Origin of the sequence: Brevibacterium sp. BRM-1 (assembly GCF_026802075.1) — a bacterium.
Lineage (GTDB): Bacteria > Actinomycetota > Actinomycetes > Actinomycetales > Brevibacteriaceae > Brevibacterium > Brevibacterium rongguiense.
Genome location: NZ_CP113788.1, coordinates 1,213,784 through 1,230,055, shown reverse-complemented (window position 1 = coordinate 1,230,055; position 16,272 = coordinate 1,213,784). Strand labels below are relative to the sequence as shown.

Annotated in this window: 17 protein-coding genes; 14 read left to right on the top strand and 3 right to left on the bottom strand. The window is 72.7% G+C overall.

Annotated features, from left to right (window positions below; all coding sequences use genetic code 11):
- Window positions 1–14: 14 nt before the first annotated feature.
- From lepB (BRM1_RS05410) to BRM1_RS13960, 8 genes are all read left to right on the top strand, one after another.
- On the top strand, window positions 15–665 hold the full coding sequence (gene lepB / locus BRM1_RS05410) for a signal peptidase I (protein ID WP_160953511.1): 651 nt from the start codon (window positions 15–17) through the stop codon (window positions 663–665).
- A gap of 45 nt (window positions 666–710) precedes the next feature.
- Entirely contained in the window at window positions 711–1,454 is a 744-nt protein-coding gene (gene lepB, locus BRM1_RS05405; RefSeq protein ID WP_235936429.1) for a signal peptidase I, read from the top strand.
- Window positions 1,451–2,161, top strand: a complete 711-nt coding sequence (locus tag BRM1_RS05400; RefSeq protein WP_268529049.1) for a ribonuclease HII — start codon at window positions 1,451–1,453, stop codon at window positions 2,159–2,161. The genes lepB (BRM1_RS05405) and BRM1_RS05400 overlap by 4 nt, the downstream gene beginning before the upstream one ends.
- Before the next feature lie 56 nt (window positions 2,162–2,217).
- Window positions 2,218–2,532, top strand: a complete 315-nt coding sequence (locus BRM1_RS05395) for a DUF2469 domain-containing protein (RefSeq protein WP_160953512.1) — start codon at window positions 2,218–2,220, stop codon at window positions 2,530–2,532.
- A 147-nt stretch (window positions 2,533–2,679) separates the two neighbouring features.
- Complete coding sequence (locus BRM1_RS05390) at window positions 2,680–3,030, top strand: YraN family protein (RefSeq protein ID WP_160953513.1); 351 nt, start codon at window positions 2,680–2,682, stop codon at window positions 3,028–3,030.
- Window positions 3,027–4,565: a YifB family Mg chelatase-like AAA ATPase gene (locus BRM1_RS05385; RefSeq protein WP_268529046.1), complete on the top strand. Its 1,539-nt coding sequence runs from the start codon at window positions 3,027–3,029 to the stop codon at window positions 4,563–4,565. Before BRM1_RS05390 ends, BRM1_RS05385 begins: the two co-directional genes overlap by 4 nt.
- Window positions 4,562–5,797 carry a DNA-processing protein DprA gene (locus BRM1_RS05380; protein ID WP_268529043.1) on the top strand — a complete coding sequence of 412 codons (1,236 nt, stop codon included), beginning with the start codon at window positions 4,562–4,564 and terminating at the stop codon, window positions 5,795–5,797. The genes BRM1_RS05385 and BRM1_RS05380 overlap by 4 nt, the downstream gene beginning before the upstream one ends.
- Before the next feature lie 70 nt (window positions 5,798–5,867).
- On the top strand, window positions 5,868–7,121 hold the full coding sequence (locus tag BRM1_RS13960) for a tyrosine recombinase XerC (protein ID WP_326958221.1): 1,254 nt from the start codon (window positions 5,868–5,870) through the stop codon (window positions 7,119–7,121).
- Window positions 7,122–7,251: 130 nt separating this feature from the next.
- Here the strand turns inward: BRM1_RS13960 and BRM1_RS05365 are convergent, their stop codons facing one another.
- The 3 genes from BRM1_RS05365 to BRM1_RS05355 form a co-directional block, all read right to left on the bottom strand.
- A complete protein-coding gene (locus BRM1_RS05365; RefSeq protein WP_268529040.1) occupies window positions 7,252–7,506 on the bottom strand; it encodes a hypothetical protein in 255 nt (84 codons plus the stop codon).
- A complete protein-coding gene (locus BRM1_RS05360; RefSeq protein ID WP_268529037.1) occupies window positions 7,503–8,663 on the bottom strand; it encodes an inorganic phosphate transporter in 1,161 nt (386 codons plus the stop codon). The genes BRM1_RS05365 and BRM1_RS05360 overlap by 4 nt, the downstream gene beginning before the upstream one ends.
- A gap of 268 nt (window positions 8,664–8,931) precedes the next feature.
- The gene (locus BRM1_RS05355; RefSeq protein ID WP_268529034.1) at window positions 8,932–10,149 is read right to left on the bottom strand and encodes a D-alanyl-D-alanine carboxypeptidase family protein; all 1,218 of its coding nucleotides are present in this window, start codon (window positions 10,147–10,149) and stop codon (window positions 8,932–8,934) included.
- Window positions 10,150–10,627: 478 nt separating this feature from the next.
- Here BRM1_RS05355 and rpsB point away from each other — a divergent pair, with 478 nt between their 5' ends.
- From rpsB to BRM1_RS05325, 6 genes are all read left to right on the top strand, one after another.
- The gene (gene rpsB, locus BRM1_RS05350) at window positions 10,628–11,548 is read left to right on the top strand and encodes a 30S ribosomal protein S2 (protein WP_160953520.1); all 921 of its coding nucleotides are present in this window, start codon (window positions 10,628–10,630) and stop codon (window positions 11,546–11,548) included.
- Between the two features lie 97 nt (window positions 11,549–11,645).
- Complete coding sequence (tsf, locus tag BRM1_RS05345) at window positions 11,646–12,473, top strand: translation elongation factor Ts (protein WP_160953521.1); 828 nt, start codon at window positions 11,646–11,648, stop codon at window positions 12,471–12,473.
- A gap of 186 nt (window positions 12,474–12,659) precedes the next feature.
- The gene (gene pyrH / locus BRM1_RS05340) at window positions 12,660–13,418 is read left to right on the top strand and encodes a UMP kinase (RefSeq protein ID WP_160953522.1); all 759 of its coding nucleotides are present in this window, start codon (window positions 12,660–12,662) and stop codon (window positions 13,416–13,418) included.
- A 58-nt stretch (window positions 13,419–13,476) separates the two neighbouring features.
- Window positions 13,477–14,034 carry a ribosome recycling factor gene (frr, locus tag BRM1_RS05335; RefSeq protein ID WP_268529026.1) on the top strand — a complete coding sequence of 186 codons (558 nt, stop codon included), beginning with the start codon at window positions 13,477–13,479 and terminating at the stop codon, window positions 14,032–14,034.
- Window positions 14,034–14,894: a phosphatidate cytidylyltransferase gene (locus BRM1_RS05330; protein ID WP_160953524.1), complete on the top strand. Its 861-nt coding sequence runs from the start codon at window positions 14,034–14,036 to the stop codon at window positions 14,892–14,894. The genes frr and BRM1_RS05330 overlap by 1 nt, the downstream gene beginning before the upstream one ends.
- On the top strand, window positions 14,894–16,270 hold the full coding sequence (locus BRM1_RS05325) for an FAD-binding oxidoreductase (RefSeq protein WP_268529022.1): 1,377 nt from the start codon (window positions 14,894–14,896) through the stop codon (window positions 16,268–16,270). Before BRM1_RS05330 ends, BRM1_RS05325 begins: the two co-directional genes overlap by 1 nt.
- The last annotated feature ends 2 nt before the right edge of the window (window positions 16,271–16,272 follow it).

Genomic DNA, 16,272 nt, shown 5'->3' with positions numbered 1-16,272 from the left:
CATCCCCGCGCGGGATGCGCCCTTCGGCGCGTCTGCGGCCGGGTCGCCGCGCCCGCCGCTGGCTGCGCGCCGGCGCCATCGTCGTCATTTTCGCCGTCCTGGCCGCCGCCGGCATCCGCGCGCTGGTGATCCAGTCCTTCTCCATCCCCTCGGCGTCCATGGAGCCCACGCTCGCAGTGGGCTCCGCCGTCTACGCCTGGCGCCCCGATGCGCTCGCCGCGCGCATCGACCCGGGGGACGTCGTCGTCTTCGACGGCCGGGGCTCCTTCGTCGACTCCCCGCCGCCCAGCGCCGGCCAGCAGGCCGCGGCCTGGTTCGGGCTGGGCCGCAAGGACGTCTACTACGTCAAGCGCGTCATCGGGGTGGGCGGCGACAGGATCGCCTGCTGCGATGCCCAGCACCGGCTCACGCGCAACGGCGCCCCGCTGGACGAGCCGTACGCGGCACCGGGCGAGCCCGCCTCGGCCACCCGGTTCGACGTCGAGGTGCCCGCCGGGCGGCTGTGGCTCATGGGCGACAACCGCGCCGATTCCACCGATTCCCGCGCGCTGCTGGGCCGTCCCGGCGGGGGCATGATCCCGACCTCACGGGTGCTGGGGACCGTGGTGGGCCATGGCGCCTCGGTCGGCCCCGGGGAGTCGGTACAGCGCGGCGGCGGCCGATGAGCGGGCACGCTGGGCCGGAGAGGCAGCGGCTAGACTGCACGGGTGATGATGAACGCTGACGGCCCCGGTGCGGATGCCGATTCCCAGGCAGAGCCCGGAGCGCAGGCGGCAGGCGGCGCGGCCGCCTCGGCCTCCGGCGGCCGTCGATTCTGGCGGGGCCTGCGCGAGGTCGCCCTCATCGTCATCATCGCGCTGCTCATCTCCACCGCCGTCAAGACGTGGGTGATGCGCTCGTTCGTCATTCCGTCGGCCTCCATGGAGCAGACGCTGCTCATCGGCGACCGGATCCTTGTCAACCAGCTGCCCTGGACCACCGCGCACCGCGGCGATGTGGTCGTCTTCGACGATCCCGGTGGCTGGCTGCAGCAGTCGGAGGTCGACAAGTACAAGCCCAATCCGCTCCTCGAATTCGTGGGCCTCGTGCCCTCCGATGCGGGACACCAGCTCGTCAAGCGCGTGATCGGCGAGGGCGGGGACACCGTGCAGTGCTGCGATGCCCAGGGCCGGCTGCAGGTCAACGGGCACAGCATCGACGAGACGTACCTGGCGCCCGGCACCGCCCCCTCGGAGGTCGAGTTCAAGGTCACCGTGCCCCCCGACCACTACTGGGTGATGGGCGACAACCGCGGGAACTCGCTGGACTCGCGGTTCAACAAGGACACCGAGGGCGGTTCGTACGTGCCCGCGGACAACGTCGTGGGCACCGTCTTCGCCATCAACTGGCCGCTCAGCCGCCTGTCGTGGGTCTCGAATCCCTCGAGCGTGTACGCGGGCGTCCCCAGCCCGTGACGCAGCCCGCAGCCCGGCCGCGGGCGCGCGCCGCCGCCCCGGAGGGGCTCTCCGACCTCGGCCTCGAGGCGGAGCTGGCCGCCTCCGGCGTCGCCTCGGTCATCGGGATGGACGAGGTGGGACGCGGGTGCACCGCCGGGCCCGTGGGCGTGGGAGCCGTCCGCTTCGATCTGGCGCGGCTGCTCGCAGAACCGGTGCCCGCGGGCATCCGCGATTCCAAGCAGCTGCGGCCGGCCGCCCGGCTCGCCGCGGACCGGGCCGTGCGCGCCTGGCAGCCGCACAGCGCCGTGGCCTATGCCCAGCCCGCGGAGATCGATGCGCTGGGCCTGAGCCTGGCGCTGTGCCTGGCCGGGCGCCGCTGCCTGGCGGCGCTGCCCCCGGCGGACCTCGTGCTGCTCGACGGCAGCTTCGACTGGCTCGGCCGCCCGCTCACGCTCGACGCCCACGCCGTCTTCGATTCCGCCGCGGCCGAGGTGGGGGTACCGCCCGTGCGCACCTTCGTCAAGGGCGATGGGTGGCTCGTCACGATCGCCGCGGCCAGCGTCATCGCCAAGGTCGCCCGCGATGAGCTCATGGCCGGCCTCGCCGCCCGCTTCCCGGGTTACGGGTGGGAGTCGAACGCCGGCTACCCGAGCCCTGTGCACAAGGCCGCGGTCGCTTCCCTGGGGCCCACGCCGTGGCACCGGCGCAGCTTCCGGCTCGTGTGAGGCGGACCGGTCCGGCGGGGTGCGGGGCGAAGCCGGGTGCGACGTAGGATGGCGCCATGAGCGCCGAGGACCTTGAGGACTACGAAGCCGATCTCGAACTCCAGCTGTACCGCGAGTACCGCGACGTCGTCGGCCTCTTCACCTACGTGGTGGAAACCGAGCGGCGCTTCTACCTCGCCAACTCCGTGGACCTCAAGGCCCACCACGACGACGGGGAGATCTACTTCGAGCTCACCCTGGCCGACGCCTGGGTGTGGGACACGTGGCGCTCGGCCCGCTTCGTCAAGCAGGTCCACGTGCTGACGTTCAAGGACGTCAACATCGAGGAGATCGCGAAGTCCGACTTCGACCCGGTCCGCAGCATCCGCTAGGCGCGGCGGTTCGGCAGGGCGCACGTCCGGGCGCCGCCGGTCACCGGCGCCCCGCCCGCCGGTCACAGCGGCTGCTCACAGACCCCGCCGTCCACAGCGACTGACCGCGCCCCGCCCGCCCGTGCCCCGGTGGGCTTCACTGCGGCCATGGGCACGCAGACACTGGGCAGACGGGGCGAGGACTTCGCCCACCGCTACCTCACGGCGCAGGGCTGGGACGTCCTCGCGCGCAACTGGCGGTGCCGGGCAGGCGAGATCGACATCGTCGCCCGGGACGGTGCGACGATCGTCTTCGTCGAGGTCAAGACGCGCGGCAGCCTGCGGGCGGGCCACCCGCTCGAGGCGATCGGCTACCGCAAGCTGCGCACCCTGCGCGAGCTGGCGGTGCGCTGGCTGACCGCGCAGCCGCAGTGGTACCCGGACTTCCGCGTGGACGTGCTGGGCATCCTGTGGAACCGGGGCGATCCCCACGTCACGCACGTGAGGGATGCGCAGTGAGCGCGCACGTGGGCCGCACGGCCGCCATCGCGCTCTGGGGGCTGGCCGGCACGCCCGTGCAGATCGAGGCGAGCGTGAACTCCGGGCTGCCCGGCATCGACATCGTGGGGCTGCCGGACACCTCCGTGAGCGAATCGCGCAAGCGCATCCGCGCCGCGATCTCGAATCTGGGCATCACGCTGCCCGCGCAGCGGATCACGGTGAACCTCTCACCGGGCAGCGTGAAGAAGGTGGGCACCGCGTTCGACCTGGGGATCGCGACCGCGATCCTCGCAGCCGCGGGCCACCTGCCCACCGGTGCCGGCGCGGGCCTCGTGTTCGTGGGCGAGCTGGGCCTGGACGGGCGGCTGCACCCCGTGCGCGGGGTTATGCCGTGTGCGCTCGCGGCCGTGCGGGCGGGTTTTGGCGGCTGTGCGGTGCCGGCCGCCAACAGCGCGGAGGCGCGCCTGGTCCCGGGCCTTAAGGTGCTGGGTGCGGGCAACCTCGCCGAGGCACTCAACGCGTTGGGTGGGCAGGTGGCAGTCCCGGCCCTGCCGCCGGTGTCCTCACCGCCCAGCGCTGCGGCTTCGCGGCCCGCGACGGGTGATCTGCGCGAGGTCCGCGGCCACGGCGATGCCCGCCGAGCGCTCGAGGTCGCCGCGGCGGGCGGGCACCACCTGCTCATGATCGGCTCGCCCGGGGCGGGCAAGACGCTGCTCGCCGGGTGCCTGCCCAGCCTGCTGCCCAGGCTGAGCGACGTCGAGGCGGTCGAGGCGCTCGCCCTGCGCTCGATCGACGGCACCCTCGATGCCGCGGCCGCCGAACCCGAGCGCCAACCGCCCTTCGAGGCTCCGCACCACCGCACCTCGGCGGCGGCCATGGTGGGCGGCTCCCGGCCGGGGACCATCGGGGTGTTCTCCCGCGCCCACCGCGGTGTGCTGTTCATGGACGAGGCCCCTGAGTTCCACCGCGACGTGCTCGAGGCCCTGCGCCAACCGCTCGAATCGGGGCGCTGCGACATCCACCGCGCGTGGGGCTCGGTCTCCCTGCCCGCGCGATTCCAGCTGGTGCTGGCCGCCAATCCATGCCCGTGCGGGGCCTCGATGGGGCCGCAGGGGGCATGCTCGTGCTCGCCGATGGATCGCAGGCGCTACCGCGGCCGGCTCTCCGGCCCGCTGCTCGACCGGGTGGACATCCAGCTCGACATGCTGCCGATCGCACCGGCGGACCTGCACAGCGGGCAGCCCTCGGAGGACTCCGCATCGGTGGCCCGCCGCGTCGCGCGGGCCCGGGAGCGGCAGGCCGAGCGATTCGCCGGGCAGTCCTGGGCGCTCAATGCCCAGGCACCGGGATCCTGGCTGCGCGAGAGCTTCGCCCTCAGCCGCGCGCAGACCCAGCCGCTCGACCGGGCGCTGGAGCGCGGCTCGCTCACGATGCGCGGTTACGACCGGATCGTGCGGATCGCCGCGACGATCGCGGACCTCGATGACCGTTCGGCACCCGATGGCGACGACCTGCTCGCAGCCCTCGTGCTGCGGACCCGGGAGGCGGCATGAGCACCGCGGTTCCGGTGGAGGAGACCACCGAGGCGGTCGCCGACCTCCTGCGCATCGCCGAACCCGGCGACCGGCTCCTGGGGGCGGCGGTCGCGCAGCTGGGCGCGGCTGAGGCACGCGACCGGATCGTGGCCCCGCGCAGCGATGACGTCGAGGCGGTCCTCCACGCCGCGGGAATCCACGGGTTGGAGGCCTCGGGTGCTGCCGCAGCTCTTGCAGTCGAACGCTGGCGCACCCGCCGGGCCGAGCTCGACGCCGCCCGGGACCTGCGGATCATGGCGCGGCTGGGCGCGCGCCTGCTGGTGCCCGGTGATGCGGACTGGCCGCGCGGCCTGGACGACCTGGGCCTCGATGCGCCGCTCGGCCTCTGGGCCCGTGGGCCCGGTTCGCTTGCCCGGCTGTGCTCAGGCTCCGTGGCGCTCGTCGGCTCGCGCGCCGCGGACGACTACGGCATCCACCTGGCCAAGTCCCTGGCGTTCGATGCGGTGGGCGCGGGTCGCACGGTGCTCTCCGGCGGCGCCTATGGGATCGATGCCGCTGCGCACACCGCGGCGCTGGTCGGCGCGCACGGTGCTAGCCACGGTGGGACAGACGGGGGAGTGGGCGCCGGAGGTGCGGGCACGGTGGCGTTCATGGCCGGCGGTGTCGATCGCTTCTACCCGCGGGGCAATGATGCGCTGCTCTCCCGCATCGCCGAGGACTGGATCGTCGTCTCCGAGGCGCCGCCCGGCGGCACCGCGATGCGCCACAGGTTCCTGCTGCGCAATCGGATCATCGCCGCCTGCGCCGCGGCCACGGTCGTGGTCCAGGCCGGCTGGCGGTCGGGGGCCATCAACACGGCCAACCGAGCGGCCGAGCTCCTCCGCCCGGTGGGGGCCGTGCCCGGCCCGGTGACCAGCACCTCGTCGGCCGGTTGCCACCGCCTGATCCGGGAGGGCGCCGCAGTGCTCATCACGGGCTATGAGGATCTCGCCGAGCTGGTGGACGACATCGATCCGACTGCCGGGCGTGCGAACGAGGACGCGCAGGCGCCGCTGCGCGCCACCGATGACCTCAGCACCGAGGAGCTGCGCGTCTACAGCGCGCTGCCGACGCGCCGGGGTGCGGAGATCAGCGCGCTCGCGGTGCGCGCCGGTCTCGACCCGCGCACCGCCATGGCCACCGTCGCCGGCCTCGAGCTCGCGGGCCTCGCCCGCCGCGGTGACCACGGGTGGACGAAGGCACGGCCGTGAGGGCCGATTGCGCCCGGGGCGCGGGTGTCAGGAGCTCCACTCGCGCACCCGGTCGCGCTACCGTTGTCCCATGGCGACTTCCCCCGCACCCGCCGATGCCGCGCAGCCCGATGCTGCGCTGCCGTCGGAGTACCGGGCCGCCCTCGGTGCGTTCGAGGAGGAGCTGCGCGTGGTCCGCGCCGCATCGGCCCACACCGTGCGCAACTACGTCGCGGACGCGCGCTCGCTCCTGCGCTTCCTCGCCCGCGAGTCCGGGGCGGGCGAGGCGGATGCCGTCCTGCCGCTGGACGCCGTCGAGCTGGGCAACCTGCGCCAGTGGCTGCTCGAGCTCAGCGATGCGGGGGCCAGTGCCGGCACCATGGCGCGCCGCATCGCCGGCGTGCGCGCCTTCTTCGGCTTCTGCGCGCGCACGGGCCGCATCGAGCGCAACCCGGCCCTGCGGCTGGCCTCGCCCCGCACGGGCTCCCGGCTGCCCGCCGTGCTCCACCAGGAGCAGGCGCGCCGGGTGCTCGACGACACGGGGCGCACGGCCCGGGCCGGGCACGGTGAGCCGGGCCCCGCCTCCGCGCCCACCGCCGCCGGTGCGGCCTCGGACCCCGGTTCGGCCTCGGCCCCGAGCGCGTTCGGTACTCCCGTCACCGGCGAGACGCCCATGGCGGTCGGAACCCCCGGTGCCGCCAGCAATCCCAGTGAGAGCGTGGCCCCCGACGCAGGCGGCACCGCTGACGCAGGCAGCACTCCTGACGCGGGCGGCGCCCCCGACGCGGGTGAGGCCTCCACAGCCTGTGAAGCCGTGAACCCCCGCGCGCGGGCGCTTGCCGTGCGCGATGCCGCACTCGTCGAGGTGCTCTACGCCACGGGAGTGCGCGTCTCCGAGGTCGTTGCCCTCGACCTCGGAGACATCGACGAATCCGCGGGCCTCCTCACCGTGCTCGGCAAGGGCAACAAGGAGCGGCGCGTGCCGTTCGGCACGCCGGCCCGCACCGCTCTGCGGCTGTGGCTGGCCGAGGGGCGCCCGGTCCTGGCTCCGGCCTCGGGGGCTGCCGGCAGCGCGGTCTTCCTGGGCGCGCGCGGTGGCAGGATCAACGTGCGCCAGGTGCGCGAGGTCGTCCACCGGGTGACGGCGAATCGTCCCGGTTCGCCCGAGCTCTCCCCGCACGGGCTGCGGCACTCCGCTGCGACGCACCTCGTGGAGAACGGCGCCGACATCCGGCAGGTGCAGGACTACCTGGGGCACGCGAGCCTGGCGTCCACGCAGATCTACACGCACGTGTCGATGAAGCGCCTGCACGACTCCTACCGGCAGGCGCATCCGCGGGCCTGAGGTGCACCGACGGGGTGCGGAGGCCCGTGGGCCGGGCGCGTCCGGGGGCGATGCGCGGTCTGGCCTCGTGCAGGCCCGCGGGTGCCAGGGGTTGTGCCGCAGCCCGTGCGTGGGAGCCGTCAGCGGTCGATCAGTGGAAGAACGGGATGACGAGCCACAGGCCGAAGAGGACCAGCAGGCCCACGAGGCCCAGCAGGACGATGCCCCCGGCACGGTCCGCGCTGAAGGCCAGATGGCGGGAGGACTCGCTGCCCGAGGATTCGAGCGAGCGGATGTGTGCGCGGTCGAGCAGGCGCGCCCCGGAGGCCATGATGATGGAGACGAGCGCCGCCGCGGCGATCGTCACGACCGCGACGACGATGAGGGAGGTCCAGTCGATGCTCATGCTGCCGCCTTCGCGGGGTTCGCGGGCGCGGAGGAGGGGATGACCGCGACCTTGTGATGGTCGTTGACGTTGTCCGCGTCGACCTTCGTCTTGCTGGCGCGGTGGAAGATGAAGCCCGCCCCGCCGGTCAGTGCCACGAGGGTGACGATGAGGCCCGCGAAGCCGCCCTGGCTCACCACGATCGCGGCGACGCCGCCCACCAGGCCCGCACCGGGCAGTGTGATGAGCCACGCCACCGCCATCTTGCCCACCACGGCCCACCGCACGGCCGTGCGCCGGCCGAGTCCGGAGCCGATGACGGAGCCCGTGGTCACGTGGGTGGTCGAGAGGGCGAAGCCCAGGTGGGACGACGCGAGGATGGCGGCCGTCGACGACATCTCCGCGGCGAACCCCTGGGGTGTCTCGATGTCCGTGACTCCGCGCCCCAGTGTGCGCATGATGCGCCAACCACCCGAGTAGGTGCCCAGCCCGATGGCGAGCCCGGCTGCGATCACGACCCACCACTGCGGTCCCGTGCCGCCGGCCTGGACGCCCGCGGCGATGAGCACGAGCGTGATGACGCCCATCGTCTTCTGGCCGTCCGAGGTGCCGTGCGCCAGCGCGACGAGTGCCGCGGAGATTCGCTGCCCATTGCGGAAGACGTTCTGCGAGTAGGTGTCCTTCGGGTTGGAGATCCGGTAGGCAAACCACGTGGCGATGGCCGCCGCGAGCGCCGCGACGACCGGCGCGATGACGGCGGGCAGCAGGATCTTCGACAGCACGGCTGCGACCTTGACGCCGTGGACGCCCGCGGTGAACACCACGGCCCCGATCAGTCCGCCGAACAGGGCATGGGAGGACGAGGACGGCATGCCGAAGAGCCAGGTGAGGAGGTTCCACAGGATGGCTCCCGCAAGCCCCGCGAACACGATCGCCGGGGTCACGAGATGCTCGTCGAAGAGGCCGTTGGAGATCGTCTTCGCGACCTCCGTGGACATGAGGGCGCCCACGACGTTGAGCACGGCCGCGATGAGCACGGCCGTGCGGGGCTTGAACGCCCCGGTGGCGACGGAGGTGGCCATCGCGTTCGCGGAGTCGTGGAAGCCGTTGGTGAAGTCGAAGACGAGGGCCGTGACGACCACGACGACCACGAGCACCACGGTGAGGGAGACTGCCATGCCGATCCTTCGTCTGGCGGGGATGGGAGCGGCGCAGACAGGCCGGGATCAATCGCGGGCGGTCGTGGACGGGGGCGCCGAGACGATTGTTCGGCCGAACAGCGCGGCGCGGCAAGCGCGAACGGGGCCTGGGCGGCTTGTTCGCCGCGAATTCATCTGGCGTCCGCTGCGCGTTCGGCTACTCGCCCCGCACCCCCGTGGGCATCGGCCCCCGAACCCGTGAGCACTCGCCTCCCGCGCCCGCTCGCACAGCGAGCCGGGCTCGCTGCTACCCGGCGCGGCGGAACTCCCAGTGCCAGGGCTCGGGCAGCGAGCCGTCCTGACGAGCCCATGCGGGGTGGATCCACCCGAAGCGCGGTGCGTTCGCGCGCATCCACGCGTGTTCGGCCGACCCGAACGAGCTGATGCCGCCGCCCAGGTCGACCGCGAGGCCCCACCCGTGGTTCGAGCGGCCGGGGGTCGCCGCCATCCGGCCCTTGCGCGCCTTGAGGATCACCTGCGTGGCGTAGTCACGATAGGCGTCGGTGACGGAGATCGGGCGCCCGAAGCGCTGCGCGAACGCCCGGGAAAGGCGGTCGAAGGCGTGCGCCCCATCGCAGCGCAGGAGCTGCCCCGGCGCCGTGGCCAACGGGCACAGTGCGGGCGCGGGGATGCGGCCGTTCGCGTGCCCGCCCCAGGCGCCCGCGCCGCTGCGGCCGTCGTCGCCCGCCGGAGCCGGGGGCGCCTCGTCCGGCGCGCGGTCGGCGGGCAGGAGGATCGACGCGTCGACGGCGAAGAAGTGCGCGGGGTTCAGGTAGTCCTTCGCGGCGTGTGCGCGCCAGACGCCCACGTGCACACAGCCGCTGGGGCAGTGGGACGGGTTCGCGACAGTACCGAGGCGCGTGCCGGGGAAGACCTCGGCGCCCCGCTTCACCGTGGCGTCGACCGCCGCGTAGGAGACGATGTGGCCCCCGACCTCCACGCTCACGCTCGGGACACCCGCTACCTTTCCGGCGAAGTGCACGGTGCCCGGCCCAGGTGAGCGGATGGGCTCACCTGGCAGCGCGGCGACATCGATGCCGCGGTGACCTGCCTCCCAGTTGTGGGCCGGCTTGTCGAAGGCCTTGACGACCTGGAAGCCCGGCACCGGCGTCACCCACGCGCCGGCCGGTCCCGCGCCCGTCTGCACCCGCGCAACGCCCGCGGTGGCCCCCAGGATGCCCAGGACGGTCAGCAGCGAACACAGCAGGCCGCTGCAGAGGGTGCGCGAGAGCACTGCCCAGGAGCGGGCCCACGGGCCAGCCGCGCTCACCCGCGCCCCTCGCAGCTCGGCCGCCCGCACACCGTGCCCGAGTGGGCCCGCACACGCGCCCGCGATCCCGACCACGCCCACGGCCGTGGGCGTGGGCGGGATGGCGGGGCCGAGGGGCGCCTCGGGAACGGTGAGCAGACGACGCAAACGGCGCGGCTGGTGCAGACGGCGCGAACGGCGGCGGGGGATGTCCATGCGGGCAGAATCGCTCGTCGGCACGCTTCCTGGGAGACCCGCGCCCCCGGCTGTGGAGGGTGCGCCCCCGCGGGGGCGTCTGTGACCTCGCCAACGCGCCCCTGTGAGTCCGCCGCTGCGGCATCGCTGCCCACGGCTGCCCGCGGCCTGCGAACAGCCCCGACTGGCCCGGATTGACGGGCCGCCGTATACTCGTAGCCAGCAGGAGCGTGTCCGCACGCCCTGACTTCGCGCATCCGAACCCCCGCACGGGCCACCGGTGCGGCCGAGGGCATCCGCATGCCGCTCGGCCGTGGGCCCGCCGCGGCGGATGCCAGGCATCAACCGAAGACACCGCACGCAGGGCCGGCCGGCCCCGCCTCGCGGCCGGACGCACTCGCCCAGGCGCGTGCCCGACGGCGCGCGGGAGCTGACCCCGGCCACGCCTCGCGCGCGGACCAACAGTGCGCCTTGTGCGCCCAGGAAGGAGTGCGTCGGCATGGCCGTCGTCACCACTCGCCAGCTGCTCGACAGCGGTGTCCACTTCGGACACCAGACCCGCCGCTGGAACCCCAAGATGAAGCGCTTCATCTTCACGGAGCGCAACGGGATCTACATCATCGATCTCCAGAAGACCCTCGGCTACATCGACACGGCCTTCGACTTCGTCAAGGAGACCGTCGCCCACGGCGGCACGATCCTGTTCGTCGGCACGAAGAAGCAGGCCCAGGAGGCCATCCAGGAGCAGGCCAAGCGCGTCGGTCAGCCCTTCGTCAACCAGCGCTGGCTGGGCGGCATGCTCACGAACTTCCAGACGATCTCCGGTCGTCTGCGCCGCCTCAAGGAGCTCGAGGAGATCGACTTCGACGACGTCGCGGGGTCGAACTACACGAAGAAGGAGCTCCTCATCCTCCGTCGCGAGAAGGACAAGCTGGAGCGCACGCTCGGCGGCATCCGCGACATGCAGCGCACCCCCTCGGCCGTCTGGATCGTGGACACGAAGAAGGAGCACCTCGCGGTGGACGAGGCCCGCAAGCTGGGCCTGCCCGTCATCGCGATCCTCGACACCAACTGCGATCCCGACGAGGTCGACTACCCGATTCCGGGCAACGACGATTCCATCCGCTCGGTCAACCTGCTCACCCGCGTCGTCGCCGACGCCGTCGCCGAGGGCCTCATCAAGCGCCACTCGTCCGATGAGGGCGGCGAGAGGAACGTCTCCGCCGTCGAGCCGATGCCCGAGTGGGAGCGCGAGCTGCTCGAGGGCTCGAACGAGTCCGCGGCCAGCGCCCCCGCCGCGACCGAGACCGTGACCGAGACGGTCACGGAGACCGCCGCCCCCGCCGGGGAGGGCTCGCAGGAGCCCACCGAGACGGTCACCGAGACCGAGACCGTGGCGGAGACGGCCCCCGAGGCCTGAGCCACCGCTGCCGCGTGAGCGCCGGCGCGGACCCGCGGGGTCCGCGCCGGCGCTCGAACGCCAGACACCGCATCCACGCCAGATACGAGGAGATCGCATGGCAAACTACACCGCTGCCGATATCAAGACCCTGCGCGAGAAGACCGGCGCCGGGATGCTCGACGTGAAGAAGGCGCTCGACGAGGCCGACGGCGACCAGGCCAAGGCCATCGAGCTGCTGCGCGTCAAGGGCCTCAAGGGCGCCACGAAGCGCGAGGGCCGCTCGACCTCGGACGGCCTCATCGCCGCCCACGTCGACGGCGGCGTCGGCACGCTGATCGAGTTCAACTCGGAGACCGACTTCGTCGCGAAGTCCGACAAGTTCATCGAGCTGGCCGAGCAGATCCTGCAGCTCGCGGTGCAGAACAACGCCGAGGACGCCGAGGCGCTGCTCGCCACCGAGGTCGACGGCAAGCCCGTCTCGCAGCTCATCACCGAGGGCGGGGCCGCCCTGGGCGAGAAGGTCGAGCTGCGCCGCGTGGGCCGCATCGCCGGCTCCGCCGTCGAGTCCTACCTGCACCGCACGAACAAGGACCTGCCCCCGCAGGTGGGCGTGCTCTTCGCCTACGCGGGCGACAACGCGGAGGTCGCGCACGACGTCGCCGTGCACATCGCCGCGATGGCGCCCAAGTACTTCAGCCGCGAGGACGTGCCCGCGGACATCGTGGAGAAGGAGCGCGAGATCGCGCTCGAGACCGCGAAGAACGAGGGCAAGCCCGAGCAGGCGCTGCCCAAGATCGTCGAGGGCCGCGTCAACGGCTTCTTCAAGGAGAACTGCCTCCTCGACCAGGGCTTCGCCAAGGAGCCCAAGAAGACCGTGGCCTCCGTCCTCAGCGAGGCCGGCGTCACCGGGTCCGGCTTCCTGCGCTTCCGCGTCGGCAGCTGATCCCGAGCTGAGCTCCCCGAGGGGGCGGGCCACCGCACGGTGGCCCGCCCCCTCGCGCGTTCTCCGGCGCCCGCCCCAACTGCCCGCCCGCCTGCCCAGCGGGCCGGCGGCCAGTCCAAGCGGCTAGACTTGGCGGGGCCCTGGAGGCCCGCCCCACGAGCATTCGAGCAAGCGCAGAGGATCAGCATGAGCAACCAGCCCGTCCACGAATCCGATCGCAGCGCCAGCCGCGTGCGCACCCACCGCCGCCGGGTGCTGCTCAAGCTCTCCGGCGAGGTCTTCGGCGGCGGGGCCGTGGGCGTCAACCCGGACGTCGTGTCCGCCGTGGCCCGGGAGATCGCGCCGACGATCCCGGACGTCGAGGTGAGCATCGTCGTGGGCGGCGGCAACTTCTTCCGCGGCGCCGAGCTCTCCCAGCGCGGCATGGACCGCACGCGCGCCGACTACATGGGCATGCTCGGCACCGTCATGAACTGCCTGGCCATGCAGGACTTCCTCGAGCAGCAGGGCGTGGACACCCGCGTGCAGACCGCCATCCCCATGTCCCAGGTCGCCGAGTCCTACATCCCCCGCCGCGCCATGCGCCACATGGAGAAGGACCGCGTCGTCATCTTCGGCGCCGGCGCCGGCCTGCCGTTCTTCTCCACGGACACGGTCGCAGCCCAGCGCGCCCTGGAGATCCACGCGGACGAGGTCCTCATCGCCAAGAACGGGGTCGACGGGGTCTACACCGCGGACCCCAAGACGGACCCGAGCGCCCAGAAGATCGACCGCATCACCTACCAGGACGCCCTCACCCGCGGGCTCAAGGTCGTCGACTCGACCGCGTTCAGCCTGTGCATGGACAACGACCTGCCCATGCGCGTCTTCGGGATGCAGGGCGAGGGCAACATGCGCCGCGCGATCATGGGCGAGGACATCGGAACCGTGGTCACGGGCGCCTGAGCCGTGCGCCGGGGCGCGAGCGCCCTATCATGAAACCCAGAGCCCCTTAGGAGAAGAAGTGATCAACGAAACCCTCGCCGAGGCCCGCCAGAAGATGGGCAAGGCCATCGACGCCACCCAGGACTCGTTCGGCTCGGTGCGCACCGGCCGCGCGAACCCGGCCCTGTTCGCCAACATCGAGGTCGACTACTACGGCGCCCCCACGCCCCTCCAGCAGCTGGCCTCGTTCCAGGTGCCCGAGGCGCGCACGCTGCTCATCACCCCCTACGACCGCGGGGCGCTGGGCAACATCGAATCGGCGCTGCGCAACTCCGACATCGGCGCGAACCCCGCCAACGACGGCAACATCATCCGCGTGGTCCTCCCGGAGCTCACCGAGGAGCGCCGCAAGGAGTACGTGAAGCTCGTCAAGGGCCACGCGGAGGAGGGCAAGGTCTCCGTGCGCAACATCCGCCGGAAGGCCAAGGAGGCCCTCGAGAAGATCCAGAAGGACGGCGAGGCGGGCGAGGACGAGGTCCGCTCCGGCCTCTCGGAGCTCGAGGACCTCACGAAGAAGAAGGTCGAGGAGATCGACTCGCTCCTGGCCGCCAAGGAGAGCGAGCTGCTCGAGGTCTGATGTCCGCGGACCCGCAGGCGGCCGCCGCGGCCCCGCCGCCCAAGGACTACGGTCGCGCCGGCCGCAACCTACCGGCCGCGATCGGCGTGGGCTGCGTGCTGGGCGGCGCGGTGCTCGCCAGCCTCATCTTCTTCCCCCCGTCCTTCCTCGCGATCGCCGTCGTGGGGGTCGTCGCCGCGACGTGGGAGCTGGCCAACGCCCTCTCGCGCTCCGGCTCGCAGGTCTCGCGCCCGTCGACCATGCTCACGGGCGCGGCGATGGCCATCGCCTGCTACGTGGGCGGGCGCGAGTGGCTGTGGGTGGCGTTCACCGCCGGCACGGGCCTCATCGTGGTCGTCACGCTCCTGCGGCAGCGACCCAACGCCGTCAAGGATGTGTGCCTGAGCGTCTTCGCGCTCACCTACGTGGGCCTCATGGCCTCGTTCGTCGTGTACCTGCTCAACAAGGAGTCGGGCAACCTGCTCGTCATCTGCTTCCTCGCCCTCGTCGTGGGCTCCGACATCGGCGGCTACGTGTTCGGCGTGCTGTGGGGCAAGCACCCCATCGCCCCGCGCATCTCGCCCAAGAAGTCGTGGGAGGGCTACGCGGGCTCCGCCGTCTTCTCCACCGCGGTGGGCGTGTGCATGGCGGTCTTCGCCTTCCCGGCCCCGTGGTGGACCGGGGTGGTGCTCGGCGTGACGATCCCGGTATTCGCGACCCTCGGCGACTTCTCCGAGTCCATGATCAAGCGCGATCTGGGGCTCAAGGACATGGGCACGCTGCTGCCCGGCCACGGCGGCGTTATGGACCGCCTCGACTCCATCCTGCCCACGGCGCCCGTCGCCCTCGTCCTCTTCAGCTTCCTCCCGGGGTACCTGTGATGCCTGCACTCGATGCGCTCGCCGAGCGCCTGCCCGCCGACACCGTCATCGTCGATCCCGACGTCATGGCCCGCTACCTTCACGACGAGGCCGAGTGGGCCCCGTACGAGGCCGCGCTGGCGGTGGTCCGGCCCCGCACCGCGGCCGAGGTGCAGGCCGTGGTCCGCTGGGCCATCGCCGAGGGCGTTGCCCTCGTCCCGCGCGGCTCCGGCACCGGGCTCTCCGGCGGCGCGAACGCGCTGGCCGGCAGCGTCGTCGTCTCCCTCGACCGGATGGACCGCATCCTCGACGTCGACCCCGTCGAGCGCCTCGCCCGCGTCCAGCCCGGCGTCGTCAACGACGACCTGCGCGCCCGCGTCGCCGCCGACGGCCTGTGGTACCCACCGGACCCGGCATCGGCACCGTGGTCGTCGATCGGGGGCAACGTCGCGACGAACGCCGGCGGGCTGTGCTGCGTGAAGTACGGCGTCACCGGCCAGTACGTCGTGAGCCTCGAAGTCGTCAACGGCCGCGGGGAGCTCGTGCGGGTGGGCCGGCGCACCGCGAAGGACGTGGCCGGCTACGACCTGCGCGGCCTTTTCGTGGGCTCGGAGGGCACGCTCGGCATCATCACGGAGGTGACCGTGAGCCTGCTGCCGCTGCCGCGCGAATCGCGCGCGGTAGTGGGCTACTTCCCCGACCTCGTCTCCGCCGGGCGGGCGGTGGCGGCCGTGACCGAGGCCGGGATCATCCCCGCCGCGCTCGAGCTCGTCGACTCGTACTGCCTGCGCGCCGTGGACGAGTGGAAGAACATGGGCCTGTCCGCCGAGGCCGAGGTGCTGCTGCTGGCCTCCACCGACGTCCCCGGCGCCGCCGGCCAGGCGGAGGCCGAGGCGCTCGTGGGCTGCTTCGAGGCCGGCGGGGCGACGTTCGCTGCCGTCTCGGAGACCGCGGAGGAGGCCCAGGCGTTCTTCGCCGCCAGGCGCCTGGCCTACCCGGCGCTCGAGCGGCTGGGCCCCGTCCTCACCGAGGACGTCTGCGTGGCCCGGCACAAGGTTCCGCAGGTGCTGGCCGCCATCCAGGAGATCGGCGAGCGCAACGACGTCACCCTGGCCAACATCGCCCACGCCGGTGACGGCAACCTCCACCCCCTGCTCATCACTCCCGTCGGCGACGAGGCCGCGCGCGAGCGCGCCCAGCGCGCGTTCGAGGAGATCATCTCCGCCGCGCTGGCCGCCGGGGGCACGGTCAGCGGCGAGCACGGCATCGGCCTGCTCAAGATGGGCGGGCTCGAGCGCGAGCTCAGCGCCGAGGTGCTCGCCATGCACCGCGCGCTCAAGGACGCCCTCGACCCGCACGGGATCATGAACCCGGGCAAGGTCTTCGCGCGGCGCTAGGG

Coding starts and splice junctions, on each gene's coding strand:
- lepB (WP_160953511.1), top strand. CDS start 15: ATGCGCCCTTCGGCGCGTCTGCGGCCGGGTCGCCGCGCCCGCCGCTGG.
- lepB (WP_235936429.1), top strand. CDS start 711: ATGATGAACGCTGACGGCCCCGGTGCGGATGCCGATTCCCAGGCAGAG.
- BRM1_RS05395 (WP_160953512.1), top strand. CDS start 2,218: ATGAGCGCCGAGGACCTTGAGGACTACGAAGCCGATCTCGAACTCCAG.
- BRM1_RS05390 (WP_160953513.1), top strand. CDS start 2,680: ATGGGCACGCAGACACTGGGCAGACGGGGCGAGGACTTCGCCCACCGC.
- BRM1_RS05380 (WP_268529043.1), top strand. CDS start 4,562: ATGAGCACCGCGGTTCCGGTGGAGGAGACCACCGAGGCGGTCGCCGAC.
- BRM1_RS13960 (WP_326958221.1), top strand. CDS start 5,868: ATGGCGACTTCCCCCGCACCCGCCGATGCCGCGCAGCCCGATGCTGCG.
- BRM1_RS05365 (WP_268529040.1), bottom strand. CDS start 7,506: ATGAGCATCGACTGGACCTCCCTCATCGTCGTCGCGGTCGTGACGATC.
- BRM1_RS05360 (WP_268529037.1), bottom strand. CDS start 8,663: ATGGCAGTCTCCCTCACCGTGGTGCTCGTGGTCGTCGTGGTCGTCACG.
- BRM1_RS05355 (WP_268529034.1), bottom strand. CDS start 10,149: ATGGACATCCCCCGCCGCCGTTCGCGCCGTCTGCACCAGCCGCGCCGT.
- rpsB (WP_160953520.1), top strand. CDS start 10,628: ATGGCCGTCGTCACCACTCGCCAGCTGCTCGACAGCGGTGTCCACTTC.
- tsf (WP_160953521.1), top strand. CDS start 11,646: ATGGCAAACTACACCGCTGCCGATATCAAGACCCTGCGCGAGAAGACC.
- pyrH (WP_160953522.1), top strand. CDS start 12,660: ATGAGCAACCAGCCCGTCCACGAATCCGATCGCAGCGCCAGCCGCGTG.
- BRM1_RS05330 (WP_160953524.1), top strand. CDS start 14,034: ATGTCCGCGGACCCGCAGGCGGCCGCCGCGGCCCCGCCGCCCAAGGAC.
- BRM1_RS05325 (WP_268529022.1), top strand. CDS start 14,894: ATGCCTGCACTCGATGCGCTCGCCGAGCGCCTGCCCGCCGACACCGTC.